The organism is Kribbella orskensis (assembly GCF_004342085.1).
GTDB classification, from domain to species: domain Bacteria; phylum Actinomycetota; class Actinomycetes; order Propionibacteriales; family Kribbellaceae; genus Kribbella; species Kribbella orskensis.
The window spans coordinates 312960-328860 of sequence record NZ_SLWM01000006.1 but is presented as its reverse complement, the minus strand read 5'-3'; the positions used below and the strand labels follow the sequence as shown (position 1 = coordinate 328860).

The following is a 15901-nucleotide window of genomic DNA, read 5'->3' as shown; positions in this document are numbered from 1 at the left end:
GCCTCAGACCGGACGGATCTGGTCAGCCTGCTGGGGGCTGTCGCGGCAAGGTCGAGTCATCGGACGATTCCGCACCGTTACCAGACCTCCCGCGGAAGCCGCCGGTAGGCCGGATATGGTCGCGCCCATGGGTTCACAGCGCGGTCATGGCCGGCTCGAGATCCGCAAGGATCCGTTCGGCACCACCCCCGAAGGCGAGCGAGTGGACGTCTACACGTTCACCAACGGCCGGGTCACCATCTCGATGCTGACCTGGGGCGCCACCATCCAGCGGGTCGAGACGCCCGACCGGCGCGGCCACACCGAGAACATCAGCCTCGGCTTCGACAACCTACCCGACTACGCGGCCCTCAGCCCGTACTTCGGGGCCACCGTCGGCCGCTACGGCAACCGGATCGCCAAGGGCCGGTTCACCCTCGACGGCCAGACCTACCAGATCCCGATCAACAACGGCGAGAACGCCCTGCACGGCGGCACGATCGGCTTCGACAAGAAGGTCTGGAAGGCGAAGCTGGTGAAGTCCTCCGCCGCGGTCGGCGTGGCCTTCACCTACGTCAGCCCCGACGGCGAGATGGGCTTCCCGGGCGAACTGACCAGCACCGTCACGTACACGCTCGACAAGGAGGACAACCTGCGGATCGACTACCTGGCCACCGTCGCCGGCAAGGCGACCGTGCTCAACCTGACGAACCACGTCTACTTCAACCTCGCGGGCGAGGGCAGCGGCTCGATCGACGGACACGTCCTGCAGCTGGACGCCCCGTCGTACACGCCGGTCGACGCGGGCCTGATCCCGACCGGCGAGATCGCCCCGGTCGCGGGGACGCCGTTCGACTTCAACAAGCCGACCGCGATCGGCCAGCGGATCCGGGACGACCACCCCCAACTGGTGATCGGGCGTGGGTACGACCACAACTTCGTCCTCGGCAAACCCGACCACGACGGCATGCGCTTCGCCGCCCACTTCTGGGAACCGGAGGGCGGCCGCACGGTGACGGTCCACACGACCCAGCCCGGCGCTCAGTTCTACAGCGGGAACTTCCTCGACGGCACCTTCCAGGGCATCGGCAAAAAGTCCTACCGCCAGGGCGACGCCTTCGCCTTCGAGACCCAACACTTCCCCGACTCCCCCAACCAGCCGGACTTCCCCTCCACGGTCCTCCGCCCCGGCGAGACCTTCACCTCCACCACCATCTACTCCTTCGGCACCAAATAGGCGTCACCCATCCGCCCCCTCCGGTCGTGTACTGGAGCGGGCGGATGCTTGTACGCCGCCCCACGCGCCTCTTCCGTCGCCGCTCCCACCACCACCTCGAGGTTGCGGCTCCCCGTCGCCTCTGGAAGGCACCTGTGGTGCCGGGCGGCCTGTTGCTGATCGAGGCGAGGTGGTTGCCGACTCCTACCGCCGCTGCATCGGACAGTGCCTCTCAGCGCGGTGTCCACCGACCTCGGTCAATGGTTGGTCGGCGCGACCGATCACCAGATCCACCTCGATGCCATCCCAGGTTCTAACGAGCGGCGACGAAGGAGCCGCGAACCCGGGTGAAGCAGCGAACGAGCGGCACGGGCGCAGTACCTCCCTCGCCGGGTGAAGCACAGGCGCCACCAACCCGTGTGGGCTTGGCAGTCGCTGTGGATCGGGCCGGCGGCGTACGCAACGACAGGAGATGCTGCGTTCGCTCTGCGTCTCAACCGCCTCGATGAGCGTGGAGGTCGACGTCCTGATCGAGCTCTTCCTGTTCCTCGGTACAGCTGCACTGCAGTAGCAGCCCAGATCGGCGTCTTGTCCCCTAGCGCCGCCTGATCACCACCGCACGCGCCAAGTCACCTTGTGGGTCGGAGTACCACGACGCAGCACTCCTCGAGCGAAGGGTCCGCGGCGGTCGGGCATTGCCTGGGCCGGGTGATGGGAGCAGGCTGGCCGGTAGAGGATGGGGTGGGTCTGTGGGCTCGGCATCGACGCTCGAACCGGCTGGGCGGCTGCCGCACGGCCCGGGGCCGTTGGCCCTGTGGGCGACCGTTGTCGGCGGACTCGCCACGCTGGTTGTCTCGATCGTCCTCGCGATGGCCGGTGACGAACTGGTCCGGCCCGGGCTGCAGGCGTTCCTGTTCAACTGGATCACCGTCCCGTACCTGATCAGCGGAGCCATCGCCTGGTGGCGCCGGCCCGCCAGCAGGCTCGGTCCGCTGATGATCGCGACGGCCTTCGTGATGGCGCTGACCGCCCTGCAGTGGTCGGCGGTGCCCATCCTGCTCTCCCTCGGTCACCTGCTCGACATGCTGCCGTCGGCGATGTTCCTGCACGTCTTCCTGGCGTATCCCAGCGGACGGCTGGAGGGCCGGCCGCGACAGGTGGTCGTGCTCGCCGGGTACGCCGTCGCCGGGATCCTGCAGCTCGCGAAGGTCCTGCTCGGGATCAATCCGGACAGCCTGTTCGCGGTCACGGCGAACCCGGAGGCGGCCGGCCGGATCGAGCAGTTCCAGCTGATCGCGATGAGCGCGCTGCTGCTGATCGGCGCCGCCCTGCTGCTCCGGCGGCCGATCGCGAGCCAGACGCGCCGACGCCCGGCCGCGCTGCTGGTGGACACCTTCGGCCTGGCGCTGATCATGCTCGCCATCCTCTTCATCGCCGGTCTTCGTGGCTGGGCACACGTCGAGACCGTCCGGCACATCACCTTCGCGGCACTCGGGCTCGCGCCGGTCGCGTTCCTGCTTGGCCTGCTGGACGCTCGGCTGGCACGAACCGATGTCGGCGGCCTGCTACTGGAGTTGCGCGCGGAACCGACCAAGGATCTGCGCGAACCACTGGCCCGGGCTCTGCACGATCCCTCGTTGCGCCTCGCCTACTGGCTGCCGCAGTACGGGAGTTGGGCCGATGCCGAGGGGCATGCTGTCACCCTGGCCGGTCCGGGGGACGGACGGGCGACGCGGGTGATCCATCGCGACGGCGAGCCGATCGTCGCACTCGAGTTCGACCGGTCGCTCGAGGACGAGCGGGAACTGCTGGACGCCGTGGCCGCGGCGGCCGGCATCGCCCTGGAGAACAGCCGACTGCAGGCCGAGCTGCGAGCCCGGCTGCGTGAATTGCAAGGGTCACGAGCGCGCGTCCTCGACGCCGGTCAGAAGGAGCGGCAGCGGCTCGAGCGCAACCTGCACGACGGTGCCCAGCAGCGCCTGGTCGCGCTGGCGCTCGAGCTCGGGCTGATCGCCGGCGGCTCCGCGACCGAGACCGAGACGGAGACCAGGGCACGACTGCTGCGGGCGAAGCGGGAGATCAGTGTCTCGCTGGACGAGCTCCGTGACGTGGCACGCGGCATCCATCCCGCCGTGCTGACCGGTCACGGGCTGGCCGTCGCGCTGGAGTCCCTGGCCGCGCAGGGCGCAGTACCGGTCGCGCTTGACGTCGAAGTCGGCGGCCGGCTGCCCGAGCGGGTCGAGGTCGCCGCGTACTACGTGGTCAGCGAGAGCCTGACCAACATCGGCAAACACGCGCGCGCGGCGAACGCATCCGTCCGGGTCACCCGGTCAGCCGGAAAGGTAGTCGTCGAGGTGACCGACGACGGTCTCGGCGGTGCGGACACCGAGCGCGGGACCGGACTGCGCGGGCTCGCCGACCGGGTCGAGGCGATCGGCGGCCGGCTGCGGATCTGGAGTCCCGCGGGCGGCGGGACCCGGCTGGAGGCGGAGATCCCATGCGAGTAGCGATCGCCGAGGACAGCGTCCTGCTGCGCGAGGGAGTGACCCGGATCCTGACCGACGCGGGGCTCGAGGTGGTCGCGGCGTACGACAACGCCGACGACCTGCTCAGGTACGTGCGCAGCTTCCCGCCGGAGGTCGCGATCCTCGACATCCGGTTGCCGCCCACGCACAACGACGAGGGCATGCGCGCAGCTCTGCAGATCCGGGAACGCCACCCGGAGGTCGGCGTCCTAGTGCTGTCGCAGTACCTCGAGCTCGGGCTGGCCATGCAACTCCTGTCGGAGTCCGCCGAGGGTGTCGGCTACCTGCTGAAGGACCGGATCAGCGACGTCGACGACTTCACGGGGGCGGTCCGGCGGGTGGCCGGCGGCGGTTCGGCCATCGATCCGAAGATCGTCTCCACCCTGCTGCAACGGCGGCGCGGCGACGATCCGCTCGCTCTGCTCACCCCGCGCGAGCGGGAGGCGCTGGAGCTGATGGCCACCGGCGCCTCCAACCAGGGCATCGCCGACGCGCTGGTGATCACCCTGCGGGCCGCGGAGAAGTACGTCTCCGGCATCTTCACCAAGCTCGGTATCCCGTCCACCCGCAGCGAGTCCCGCCGGGTGCTGGCCGTCCTGCTCTACCTGCGCGCCTGACGACGTACACCAGAAACCCGTACCCCACCTCCACCGGCTGACCGGGCTGCCGAACGCGCCCGCCGGGGCGAGTCTCGACGGAGACGCTGCCAGTGGAGGAACGATGCTCAAGACCCGAATCATCCAGAACGAGCCCACCGGGGCCGGCCGATCGCCGTCGATCATCGAGGTCGACGGACTGAGCAAGGACTACGGCTCGGTACGAGCGGTGGACCGGCTCAGCTTCTCGGTCAGCGCCGGGACGATCACCGGTTTCCTCGGTGCCAACGGTTCCGGCAAGACGACGACACTGCGGGCTCTGCTCGGACTCGTCGCACCGACCGAGGGCAACTGCCGCATCGACGGCCGCCGGTACCGCGACCTCCGCCGGCCGCTGAGCACCGTCGGGTCGATGCTCGAGGCAACGACCCATCCTGCCCGGACCGCACGGAACCACCTGGCGATGCTCGCGGCCGAGGCCGGCGCATCGCGGTCACGGGTCGGTTCACTGCTGGAACTGGTCGAACTCGACGCCGCCGCCGACCGCCGGGTCGGCGGCTTCTCCCTGGGGATGCGCCAGCGACTGGGCCTGGCCGGCGCCCTGATGGGCGATCCCGCGGTCCTAATCCTGGACGAGCCCGCGAACGGTCTCGACCCCGAAGGCATCCGCTGGCTGCGCGAGTTCTTGCGCGGTCTGGCCGCGGAGGGCCGCACGATCCTGCTCTCGAGTCATGTGCTGGCAGAGGTCGCGCAGACGGTGGACGACGTCGTGGTCATCAAGGCCGGTCGGCTCGTCACCCAAGCTCCGCTCGACACGCTCCTCGCGGCGCACGCGTCGCACCAGGTGCGCGTCCGTACTGCGCAGCCGAACGTGCTGGTCACCGCCCTGGCCGCCGCCGGGTTCACCGCAATCGCCGGACCGGACGGCGCGGTCGTCGTCACCGGTTGCCCGCCCGAACAGATCGGCCGGCTGGCGCTCGAGCACGGCCTCGTGCTCTCCGAGATCACTGACGAGACCCCGAGCCTCGAGGACACCTTCCTCGCGCTCACCACGCAATCCGAGGAGATCCGATGATCACGCTGATTCACTCCCAGGTCCTCGGTCTCCGGACGCTCCGCAGTACCTACGGCGTCCTGCTCGGCGCAGTGGCCGCCGTACTGGTGATGGTCCTCGCCGACCTCGGCACCAATCTCGGGGTCACCTACGTCGAGCCGGTCGAGGTACGCGAGCCGGTGATGATCACCGTCGGCGTCATCGTCACGATCATCGTCTGCCTGTACGCCGCGAGCGGGGTGGCGGGCGACTACCGGTACGGCACCATCACCCAGCGCCTCCTCGCCGCGCCCCGCAGGTCACGCCTGCTGATGGCGAGTCTGGCCACCTACGCGGCGTTCGCCCTCGTCGTCGGCGCGGCCGCGATGGGCCTGGCCCTGGCGATCGCCCAACCACTCGTCGCAGCCAAGGACCTCACGCTCGGGCTGACCCCCGTGATCGTCGTGAGCGCCATCGCCACCGTCCCGCTGTTCGCCATCGTCGGCGTGAGCATCGGCACCATCTGCCGCAGCCAGGCCGCCGCTGTGCTCGTCATCGTCGGCTGGTTCCCCGCCGAGAGGTTGCTCGGACTGGCGCTCGGCGACTGGGTCGCCTACCTCCCCTACGGCCTGATCAACCAGTTGCTCGGCCTCGACGGCGCGACCTTGGGCCGCGGTACGGCAGTCCTCTGTCTCAGCGGCTACGCGGCCGTGTCCGCCCTGCTCGCCGCAGCTGTCCTCGCTCGCCGTGACGTGAGCTAGGGCCGGCCTCATCCACCTTTGATCCAAGGAGATCCATCATGTCCTTCATCCGCAATCACCCCGTTTTCACCTTCTTCGTACTGGCCTACGCACTGGCCTGGGGAGCTGTCCCGTTCGGCAGCTTCTTCGCCCCGGGCGCCCTGGTCGCCGCCCTCATCGTGGTCTTCCTCACCGAAGGAGTCGCCGGCCTCCGGGCCGTCGGCGCCCGGGTGATCAGGTGGCGGGTCCGGTGGATCTGGTACCTCGTCGCGATCGCCGTCCCACTGCTCATCCACTTCGTCACGATCTCGATCAACCAGGCGCTGGGGGCGGACGCACCGTCCAGCGGTCAGTTCACCCCGTGGTACGGGATCGCGCTGGCGATCGGCATGAACATGATCGACCCCTTCGGTGGGCCTGTCAGCGAGGAGCCCAGCTTCCGCGGCTTCGCGCAGGCGAGCCTCCAGGCCAAGCGCACCCCGCTCGTCGCCACCGCGATCATGGCCGCGGCGATCACAGGCTGGCATCTGCCGTTGTTCTTCATCTCCTCGTTCGGCCTGCATCCCTATGAGGCGCTGACGACCGTCGCCGTCACCTTCTGGTACGCGTGGTTGTTCAACCACGCCGCCGGCAGCGTCCTCATCACCCTCATCGCCCACGCCACCGAGGGCAGCATCAACACCGCCGATCTCTGGTCTGCCGGTCCCGACGCGAGCCGCGAGACCTGGCTGTACGTCGCGGTTTGGTGCGCGCTGGCCGTCGGCTTGCTGGTCTTCAACCGCCACTTCTGGACGAGTCCCGCACCCGCCCATACCACCAATCCCGGCCGGCGTCCGGCCGACGTCCCGGAGGCAGTCTCATGACCACCACACCGATCGCCCCGGTACCGGCCACCACACCACCTCGGTCCCGCAACGGCCCGCGTGCACTGTTGGTCAGCCTGGGCACCCTCCTGATCCTGACCGGCGTCGTCCTCCTGGCCATCGGCGGAACCGCCGCGTGGGCGAACCAGCAGCGCGACGATGACGGCTACTTCCGTGCCGGCCCCGAGCGCGTCAGCACGGAGACCTCCGCGGTGTCCGTCCCCCTGCTCGAGCTGAGCGGCGCCGGCCCCGATGACCTGTACGCCGGCGACTTCCTGGGGGACGTCCGGATCCAGCTGGAGTCGAGGAACACCGGCGTACCGCTGTTCGTCGGCATCGGCCCGGCCGCCGAGGTGGCGAAGTACCTTGTCGGCTTTGGTCATGACGAGGTGTCGGACATCGCTGTCGATCCCTTCGAGGTCGTCACCACGACCCGCCCGGGTGGACGGCCGGCCGCAGCCCCGGCCACGCAGTCCTTCTGGGTCGCCTCGGACACGGGAACCGGAGCCCGGACACTCGGCTGGAACGCAACCGAAGGCGACTGGGCCGTCGTGATCATGAACGCGGACGGATCACCGGCTGTCGACGTCGACGTCAGCGTCGGCGGCAAGCTCCCCGCCATCCGGGGCATCGCCGTCGGCGCCTTGATCGGCAGCGCTCTGCTGCTGACCATCGGCACCGCCGTCATGATCTCGGCTCTTGGGCTTTCCCGCCGTTAGCCTCGGAGGCGAGCGAGAGGTGTGGGGCGATGACCGTGCTGGCGGAGTACGACGAGGCGTGGCCGGGGCAGTTCGCGGAGATGGCCGAGCGGCTCCGGGCGGTGTTCGGGGACACCGTGACGGAGCTGGAACACATCGGCAGCACGGCGGTACCGGGCCTGGTCGCAAAGCCGGTGATCGACATCGCCGCCCGGGCCGTCAACCTAGAGGTTGCCGCAGGCAAGGACCCAGGTCTGGCGGCCCTCGGCTTCCCCCTCGAGCCGGCCGGCCCACCCGGGGACGCACCTACACCCGCGTCGTCGACGGCACCCTCACCCACAACCTCCACGTCTTCCCCACCGAGGCCTGGGACACCCTCAACCAACGAATCCTCCGCGACTACCTCCGCAAAACCCCTGACGCCGTAAAGAGTTACTCAGAACTAAAACGCCGCCTGGCCGCCGAAGGCCTCACCGGCTTCGCCTATACCGCTGGCAAAACGGACTTCATCCAACAATTGACCGACGAAGCCCGCCGCCACCGCGGCCTCCCATCAGTCCCGGTCTGGGAGTAGGCAGTCGCCTCCGCTCGAGTGCGCGTTCTCCGATGCACGGAAGAAGCAGCACCTGCGCAGGGGCCCCTGCTCGATTGACCGCGACTCCAGCGACACCGACTCGACTGCGCTTGGCAATCGCTGGGGTCGAGGTGGGCGGTGTGTACGGATCGAAGTACTGCGTTCTCTCCGCGGCCCAACCGCCTCGGTGAGCGTGGAGGCTGGCGTCGTGAGCGACCTCTACCTGTCGTCGGTACAGCCGTCCGGTGCATCGGCTGGGTGATTGGGTCTTGGAAGGCAAACCGCGCCCGGACCTGACGGAGTACATCGACAAGCTGGTCACCCGGAAGCTCGCGAACACCGCCGCGCCGGCCGAGGACCTGCTCGACGAACTCGTCCGGGCCCGCGAGGAAGGCGACCAGCTCAGCCACGACGAGCTGATTTCGTTCGGAGTCAACCTGCTCGTCGCCGGCCACGAGACCTCCGCGAACCAGATCTCGAGCTGCGTCGCCACCCTGCTGCGCTGGCCGGAGAACTGGGCCAAGCTCGTCGCCGGCCACTCGCTGGTGGACTCGGCGATCGAGGAGTTGCTGTGGTTCAACCGGTTCAGCGAGGTCGGCCAGTTGCGGGTCGCGCTCGAGGACGTGGAACTGCACGGAGTACAGATCAAAGCCGGTGAAGGCGTCATGGCCACACTGAACTCGGCCAACCGGGACCCGCGGGCCTATGACGAACCGGACGAGCTGCGGTCGGATCGCAAAGGACAACAAGCACCTGTCGTTCATTCGGCCCGCACTTCTGCCTCGGCGCCCAGCTGGCCCGCATCGAGTTGCAGGAGTCCCTGCTCGCCCTCCTCCGCCGTTTCCCCGACCTGAGCCTGGCCAAGCCCGCCGAGGACCTCCAATGGCGCCGCGTCCTCGTCAGCGGCCTCGCCGAACTCCCCGTGAACCTGGGACAACACTCCCACTGAAACCCGACAGGGGAAGTTGCCTGGATCAAGCAACTTCCCCTGTCGGGTGTGGAGCTCAGTTCTGCGAGTTGGAGACCAGCGTGAGGTTGCTGGACCCGTGTTCGGCGTCGTACTGCGTGATGAAGTCCCCGGCGTCCTTGACGGTCGAGGCGATCGCGGAGGCGAGGGTCTCGGCGTTGCGCGGGCGGTCCGACGGCCAGTCGGACAGCAGGGCCCAGGCGCGCATCCGCTTCTTGTCCAGATCGCCGCGGGACGACGCGGCCTTCGGCGCGGGCCGGGGTGATGAACTGGCCGGCGTGGTCCGAGAGGTCACCTCGCGGGCGACGACGGCGGGCTCCGCGACCTGAGCCGGGACCGGCTCGGGCTCCGGGGCCGCGACGACCTTCGGCTCTTCGGCCACCGGGGCGACGGACTGCGGAACAGTGTTGCGCACCACGGTCTTCGGCTGCTTCTTGACCGGAGCAGGCTTGGCTACGGCCGGCCTCACGGCAGCCTTCACGACCGGCTGCGGCGCCGCCTGCACGACGTGCTGCTCCTCGACCGCCACCGGCTCCGTAACCACAGGCTGCTGCTCGACGACAGACTGCGAAACGGCAGGCTGGGGGACGGCAGGCTGCGAAACGGCAGCCCGGGGGACGGCAGGCTGGGGAACGGCAGGCGGTGCGGACGGCTGCGGCTGGGCGAAAGGTGACTCGGGCCGAGGTTTGGCCACGACCGGCTGCTGGGCAACGGCAGCGGCGGCGGCTTCCTCGACGACCTCGGCGTCGTGCGCCTCGTCCGTGGTCCGGTCGTAGGGGAGGTAGTCGACGGCCATCAGCTCGCCGGTCATCGCCTCGCCCCACTGCTCGTCGTCACGAATCGGCACACCGCCGGTCGGACGGATCCGCTGGGCCGGCAACTGCTGCACCGGGATCTGCTGCACCGGCGGCGGGGTGGTGCCCTCGACCACCCAGACCGCGGCGCGGAGATCGGTCCGCGCTTCCTGGACCTGCTGCGGCTCGGGCTCCGGCGGGGGCGGGGAGATCGCCAGCGTCAGCTTGTTCGTGACGACCTCGTAGTTGATCCGCTCCTCGAGCATCCCGGCCAGCCGGTCCGCGTCGTACGTCGTCTCGGCGATCTTCGCGAGTCGCTCGTCCTGGTGCTCGGAGCGGATGTACTCGGCAACGGTTCCGGCGATCGCGTCGCGCCGCGCGTTGTTGCGCATCTGCACACGGGCCACCCGGAGGCTCTCGTACAGGCCGTAGCCGTGCTCCAGAGCCAGTCCCCGGGCCAGCCAGGTGACCTTGGGCTCCCGCGCCCACTGCACCACGCCGTACACAGGACCGGTGGTCGCCATCTGCCCAGCGCGGCGCAGCGCGTCACGGCGGCGGGCGGAGCTGTGGATCAGCCAGAGCACGTAGGCGAACGCGGACAGACCACCGAAGCCGAAGGCGAGGAACCGCTCCTCCGGCCGCCAGTGGCCTACCACGTTGAAAACGAGCGCGACGACAGCCGCGAACAACGACATGGCCCGGTAGGCGTAGGCCTGCTCACCCTTGCGCCGGCGCAGGTCGGCGAGGGCGGCGGTGGCGACGCCACCGAGTTCGATGACGGCGACCGCCGGGGTGACGAGGGCGATCTTGAGGAACGGCGAGAAGCCTTCCTCCGGCCAAGGGATGTGGGTGACGCCGGCCCAGACCTGACCGACGAGGGCGGCGGTTGCCGCGGTGGCATAGAAGGCGTAGGCGACTTTGTCAGCACCTGTGAGGGGTACGTTGGCGAGCTCGCCAGTACGGGTGCTGGATGTGTTCTCCTGCAAGACGTGGTCTCCTGACCGGTTTGGGCTCTCCGGCAGTTCGTCGGTGATGGTCATGCGATGCCTCCCCAGGTGGCTGGATGAGGCTACCGGTTCCGGGGCCTTCAGGGGGAGGTGATCCGGGCAACGATTCCGTTGCTGCCCGCGAAAGGCAACTTTTACACCCGCCGTCCACCCTGTGGATACCCGTCGCGGGCCATTTCCGGAGGTTGTTCCCAGGCATTCCGTCCGGCTCGCGCGTAGGGTCGGCCGAGTGATTCCGACGCTCCGGTCGCTGCCCGATCCATTGGCCCTGCGCAACCATCTCGCCGGAGTCTACGACCTCCCCTTCACCACCTGCACGTTGCTCCGCTCGCTCGTGAACGACGTTTACGAACTAGCCGCGCCGGACGCCCGGTACGTCCTCAAGCTGTACCTCGCGGACGGTTGGGAACCGGCCGAAATCCTTTGGGAGACAGGGCTTTCGGCACATCTGGCCGCCGGCCTGCCGGTCCCCCTGGTCCACCTGCTGGCCGACGGCAACGAGGTCGGCATGCTCGATTCGGCCGAGGGAGAGCGCCCGTTCGTCCTCTCCGGGTTCGTCACCGGTGCCAAGCCGCGACCACCTTTCACCGATGACCTGTACTCCGGGTTCGGCCGGCTGGTGGCCCGCTTCCACGCGGTCGCCGACACCTTTCCTCGCCGAATCCGCGCCGCCGGTCCGACCTCCACCGGCGGCTGGATGAACCTTTGGCGCAGATTCGCCCGTTCCTTGCCGCCGCGGAGGAAAACCTGCTCCTGGACCTGGCGGACGCAGTACGGAACAGCATCGCGCAGTACTCCGAGGAGCTGAGCTGGGGTGTTTGCCACGGCGACGTCAGCCTCGACAACGTGCTGATCACCGACGACGGACTCGCGCTGCACGACTTCGATCTGTCCGCCGAGGGATACCGCGCGGCCGACTTCACCGGCGTCGCCGCGACCCGCACTGGCCGGCCTTCCTCCGCGGCTACCGCGAGCAGGGCCCGATCTCCGAGGCCGACCTGGCCGCCGTTCCGTACCTCGCCGTCGTCGGCCGCATCTTCAACCTCCGCTTCCACCTGATCGACAAGCCTCTGATCCGCGGTACGGAGTCCCGGGGTGAGGGCTGGGCCGATGAGGAGCTGGCAGCCCTCCGCCGGGCCGCCGGCGACCTCCTCTGGCCGCAACCGGTGAGATCTGTTCACCTTCCGCCACGGGGCTACTTTCCGGAGCCGTGAAGGGGCAAGCTGGATCCTGGGGGCAGCGAGCGAAAGGGGACGAGCGGATGGCTGCAGCGGTCGCACCACACGGGCTTCACCACGTCACTGCCATTGCGGAGGACCCGCAACGGAATGTCGACTTCTACACCACGGTGCTGGGGTTGCGCCTGGTCAAGCGGACCGTCAACTTCGACGCCCCCGACACCTATCACCTGTACTACGGTGACGAGTCGGGCAAGCCGTCCACCCTGCTGACGTTCTTCCCGTGGCCGGGAGTCGACCAGGGCAGGCAGGGCACCGGCCTGACCACGGCCACCGCGTTCAGCATCCCGCCGGAGGCGCTCGGCTGGTGGCAGACGCGCTTCAAGGATCTCGGCGTCGACGCGGACGCCCCGGTCGCACGCTCCGACGAGGAGGTCCTGCGGCTGCGTGATCCCGACGGCCTGGTGATCGAACTGGTCGCGTCCGACGGCGACTCCCGCTCCGGGTGGGACGGCGCTGCCGCCGTACCGGCCGACAACGCGATCCGGGGCCTGTTCTCGGTGACAATGACGGAGCAGGACCTCGACCCCACGGCCGAGATGCTCAACGGTCTGCTGGGGATGGAGTACGGCCACAACACCACCGACCGGACCCGGTTCATGATGTCCGGCCAGGAGGGCGGCACCGACGACGGTACGGCGGTGGATGTCCTTCCCAGCAAGGCGTCCCGGGGTCTGCAGGCGGCCGGCACGGTCCACCACATCGCCTTCCGGGCGCCCGACCGGGAGACCCAGGCGAGGTGGCGGCTCGAACTGATCGATGCCGGCATCCAGGTCACCGAGATCCTCGACCGGCAGTACTTCACCTCGATCTACTTCCGCGAACCGGGCGGCGTGCTGCTGGAGATCGCGACCGACCAACCCGGGTTCACCGTGGACGAACCGCTGCTGGAGCTCGGTCAGCACCTCAAGCTTCCGCCGTGGCTGGAGCCGAACCGCGAGCAGATCCAGAACTCGCTGCCGACCCTCCGCGTGCCACCTCCGACACCGGAAGAAGTCGACCGATGAGCGACGACGCGCTCCAGCGGCCCCATATCTGGGAGCCCGGGTCGGGCAGTCCTCCGCTGTTGCTGCTGCACGGCACCGGCGGCGACGAACACGACCTGCTCGTACTGCGGGAGCACCTCGCGCCCGACGCCCCGGTGCTGTCGCCTCGCGGCACCGTGACGGAGCACGGAATGGCCCGGTTCTTCCGCCGGGTCCGTGAGGGCGTGTTCGACGAGGACGACCTCCGGCACCAGACGGATGAGCTCGCCGCCTTCCTCACCGCCGCCGAGCAGAAGTACGGCGTGGCGGCAGGCTCCTGGCTGGCCGTCGGCTTCTCGAACGGAGCCAACATGGCCTCCGCGCTGCTCCTGCGCCATCCCGAGTCACTCGCCGGCGCAGTACTCCTCGCCGCAATGGTGCCCTTCCAGGATGACGAGCCGCAGGACCAGGCTCTTGCCGGCAAGCCCGTTCTGATCGTCAACGGCAACCGCGACCCGATGGCCACCCCCGAGCAGACCAGCCGCCTCACCGAACAGCTACGCCGCCGCGACGCAGAGGTCGAACTCCTCTCCTTCGACGGCGGCCACACCATCCACGGCGACCAACTCCCCGCCATCAAGGAGTTCATCGAAACCCACACATCCCACTGAGCACACAAGCGAGGTCATGACACCGGGGCTTCGGCGAGGGTGATCGACGCGCTCCGGCTGCCTCCGGTCGTGTCGGTCCAGGTGACGGTGATCTTGTCGCCGGCGGCGTGGGACGAGATGGCGGTGTGCAACTGCTCCGCGGTGGTGATCCTGGTTCCGTCGACCGCGGTGACGGTGTCCCCGGCGACCAGGCCGGCCGCGAGGGCCGGAGAGCCGTCGACGACACCGGCGATCGTGGTCGACGTACGGAGCTGTACGCCGAGGAAGCCGTCGTACCCGAGTTCGACCGAGCCCGTCTCCTGGCCCGCCAGGATCTGGTCGGCGATGGTGAGAGCGGTGTTGATCGGTACTGCGTACCCGGTGATGTCGGCCGAACCCGCTGGAGGCCGCGGTGGTCATGCCGACCACCTGACCGTCGGCGTCGAGCAGGGCGCCGCCGGAGTCGCCCGCAATGACGTCGGCGTCCACCTCGATCAGCCCGTCCAGTTCGCTCGGGGTCCCGTCCTCGCCCTGGACGGTGATGGACTGCGCCAACGCGGTGACGCTGCCCGCCGACGCGGTCAGGTTCCCGCCGTCTCCGTTGGCGTCTCCCACCGCCGTGACCTCGTCCCCGACGGCCACAGTGCTGTCCGGGGTGACGGTGGTCAGGTTGTCGGCGCCGACCAGTTGAAGGACCGCGATGTCGTGGACCGCGTCGGTGCCGAGTACCCGGGCCGTGTAGGTGGTGTCGGTCGTGGCGACGGTGACCTTGATCGAGTCGGACCCCTCGACGACGTGGTGGTTGGTGAGGACGATGCCGTCCTCGTCGATCACCATGCCGGTGCCTGCGGCAGTGCCGGAGTCGCCCGCCAGGGTCGTCGACACGAGCACCAGACCCGCCTGCTCGTCGGCGGTGGCGGTCGCGGTGTCCAGGGCAGCGGTCGACGGCGTCACGACGGAGTACCAGTCCGGCGCCGTGCCGTAGGCGTCGTACGGCATCGTGTCTGGCCATTGAGGGTCGGCGGAGAGTCGGGCCGGGGCGCTTGCGGCCGGGACGATGGTTGCGAAGGACAGGACCATGGTCGCGGCGGTGAGGGCCGCGATCCGGCGAGTGGGGTGGATGTTCATCGTGCTGCCTCCTGGGTCAGGACGTCTGGTCGACGTTCTGAACCCTGCTGGCCCAAGCTGTGTCCGACCTGTGCGTGAGCCACCAGTCAGGTGAGAGCAGGCATTCACAGCGTTCCCACAGGAATCGCCCAGGAAGCGCCAGGCATCGGCGCGCAAGCTGATGTCATGACCACGCAGACGCTCCCCGCCACCAGCCCGCTGACCACTCCGGTGCCCGGTCCGCTGACCCGCGCCGACGGCAGCCCGCCGCGGGTCCTCGTCGTGGACGACGAGGTGAACATCGCCGAGCTGCTCACGATGGCGCTGCGCTACGAGGGCTGGGACATCAGCGTCGCCCACACCGGCGCGCAGGCGGTCGCGCTCGCCAAGGAGACCCGCCCCGACGCGCTGGTGCTGGACGTGATGCTGCCGGACTTCGACGGCCTCGAAGTGATGCGGCGGATCCGGCAGGTGCTCCCGGAGGTGCCGATCGTGTTCCTGACTGCCCGCGACGCGGTCGAGGACCGGGTGACCGGGCTGACCGCGGGCGGCGACGACTACGTGACCAAGCCGTCCAGCCTCGAAGAACTCGTGGCCCGGTTGCGATTGCAGCTACGCCGTACTGCGGTCGCCGGCCGGGCCGGCTCGTTGCTCAGGGTAGGGGACCTCACGCTCGACGAGGACAGCCGCGAGGTGTTCCGTGGTGGTGCGGAGATCCCGCTGACGGCGACGGAGTTCGAGCTGCTGCGGTACCTGATGCGCAACCCGCGCCGGGTGCTGAGCAAGGCGCAGATCCTCGACCGGGTCTGGAACTACGACTTCGGCGGGCAGGCGAACGTGGTCGAGCTCTACATCTCCTACCTGCGCAAGAAGATCGATGCCGGCCGTGCGCCGATGATCCACACCCTGCGGCGGGCCGGCTATGTCCTCAAGCCGGCGAGCTGACCTC

The 15901-nt window shown here is 69.1% G+C and carries 15 protein-coding genes and 1 pseudogene; 14 read left to right on the top strand and 2 right to left on the bottom strand.

Features of this window, described 5'->3' with window-relative positions:
• Nucleotides 1-127: 127 nt before the first annotated feature.
• The 10 genes from EV644_RS19445 (at nucleotide 128) to EV644_RS19400 (ending at nucleotide 9078) form a co-directional block, all read left to right on the top strand.
• Complete coding sequence (locus EV644_RS19445; RefSeq protein WP_241998377.1) at nucleotides 128-1216, top strand: aldose epimerase family protein; 1089 nt, start codon at nucleotides 128-130, stop codon at nucleotides 1214-1216.
• Nucleotides 1217-1944: 728 nt separating this feature from the next.
• Nucleotides 1945-3702 (top strand): sensor histidine kinase, encoded by a 1758-nt coding sequence (locus tag EV644_RS19440; RefSeq protein WP_132189700.1) that lies wholly within the window; start codon nucleotides 1945-1947, stop codon nucleotides 3700-3702.
• Complete coding sequence (locus EV644_RS19435) at nucleotides 3693-4337, top strand: response regulator transcription factor (RefSeq protein ID WP_132189699.1); 645 nt, start codon at nucleotides 3693-3695, stop codon at nucleotides 4335-4337. The genes EV644_RS19440 and EV644_RS19435 overlap by 10 nt, the downstream gene beginning before the upstream one ends.
• 103 nt (nucleotides 4338-4440) lie before the next feature.
• Nucleotides 4441-5391, top strand: coding sequence for an ABC transporter ATP-binding protein (locus EV644_RS19430; RefSeq protein WP_132189698.1), 951 nt, complete (start codon nucleotides 4441-4443; stop codon nucleotides 5389-5391).
• Nucleotides 5388-6110 (top strand): hypothetical protein, encoded by a 723-nt coding sequence (locus tag EV644_RS19425; RefSeq protein WP_132189697.1) that lies wholly within the window; start codon nucleotides 5388-5390, stop codon nucleotides 6108-6110. The genes EV644_RS19430 and EV644_RS19425 overlap by 4 nt, the downstream gene beginning before the upstream one ends.
• Before the next feature lie 38 nt (nucleotides 6111-6148).
• Nucleotides 6149-6952 (top strand): CPBP family glutamic-type intramembrane protease, encoded by an 804-nt coding sequence (locus tag EV644_RS19420; RefSeq protein WP_132189696.1) that lies wholly within the window; start codon nucleotides 6149-6151, stop codon nucleotides 6950-6952.
• Nucleotides 6949-7671, top strand: a complete 723-nt coding sequence (locus EV644_RS19415) for a hypothetical protein (protein WP_132189695.1) — start codon at nucleotides 6949-6951, stop codon at nucleotides 7669-7671. Before EV644_RS19420 ends, EV644_RS19415 begins: the two co-directional genes overlap by 4 nt.
• A 29-nt stretch (nucleotides 7672-7700) precedes the next feature.
• Complete coding sequence (locus EV644_RS19410) at nucleotides 7701-8078, top strand: GrpB family protein (RefSeq protein ID WP_132189694.1); 378 nt, start codon at nucleotides 7701-7703, stop codon at nucleotides 8076-8078.
• Entirely contained in the window at nucleotides 8039-8224 is a 186-nt protein-coding gene (locus tag EV644_RS47825) for a GrpB family protein (RefSeq protein WP_369410506.1), read from the top strand. Before EV644_RS19410 ends, EV644_RS47825 begins: the two co-directional genes overlap by 40 nt.
• A gap of 269 nt (nucleotides 8225-8493) precedes the next feature.
• A complete protein-coding gene (locus EV644_RS19400) occupies nucleotides 8494-9078 on the top strand; it encodes a cytochrome P450 (protein ID WP_241998376.1) in 585 nt (194 codons plus the stop codon).
• Nucleotides 9079-9228: 150 nt separating this feature from the next.
• Here EV644_RS19400 and EV644_RS19395 read toward each other — a convergent pair whose 3' ends face one another.
• Nucleotides 9229-11025: a hypothetical protein gene (locus EV644_RS19395; RefSeq protein WP_132189693.1), complete on the bottom strand. Its 1797-nt coding sequence runs from the start codon at nucleotides 11023-11025 to the stop codon at nucleotides 9229-9231.
• A 121-nt stretch (nucleotides 11026-11146) separates the two neighbouring features.
• Between EV644_RS19395 and EV644_RS47820 the strand changes: the two are divergent.
• The 3 genes and pseudogenes from EV644_RS47820 to EV644_RS19380 all read left to right on the top strand — a co-directional run bounded on the left by EV644_RS47820 (nucleotide 11147) and on the right by EV644_RS19380 (nucleotide 13866).
• A pseudogene (locus EV644_RS47820) lies at nucleotides 11147-12051 on the top strand (phosphotransferase enzyme family protein).
• A gap of 202 nt (nucleotides 12052-12253) precedes the next feature.
• A complete protein-coding gene (locus EV644_RS19385; protein WP_132189692.1) occupies nucleotides 12254-13237 on the top strand; it encodes a ring-cleaving dioxygenase in 984 nt (327 codons plus the stop codon).
• Nucleotides 13234-13866 carry an alpha/beta hydrolase gene (locus tag EV644_RS19380; protein WP_132189691.1) on the top strand — a complete coding sequence of 211 codons (633 nt, stop codon included), beginning with the start codon at nucleotides 13234-13236 and terminating at the stop codon, nucleotides 13864-13866. The genes EV644_RS19385 and EV644_RS19380 overlap by 4 nt, the downstream gene beginning before the upstream one ends.
• Here EV644_RS19380 and EV644_RS48155 read toward each other — a convergent pair.
• Nucleotides 13753-14973 carry a S1C family serine protease gene (locus EV644_RS48155; RefSeq protein ID WP_132189690.1) on the bottom strand — a complete coding sequence of 407 codons (1221 nt, stop codon included), beginning with the start codon at nucleotides 14971-14973 and terminating at the stop codon, nucleotides 13753-13755. The two genes, EV644_RS19380 and EV644_RS48155, sit on opposite strands and share 114 nt — an antisense overlap.
• Nucleotides 14974-15138: 165 nt before the next feature.
• On the opposite strand from EV644_RS48155, the gene EV644_RS19370 reads away from it, so the two are divergent.
• The gene (locus EV644_RS19370; protein WP_132189689.1) at nucleotides 15139-15897 is read left to right on the top strand and encodes a response regulator transcription factor; all 759 of its coding nucleotides are present in this window, start codon (nucleotides 15139-15141) and stop codon (nucleotides 15895-15897) included.
• Nucleotides 15898-15901 lie beyond the last annotated feature (4 nt).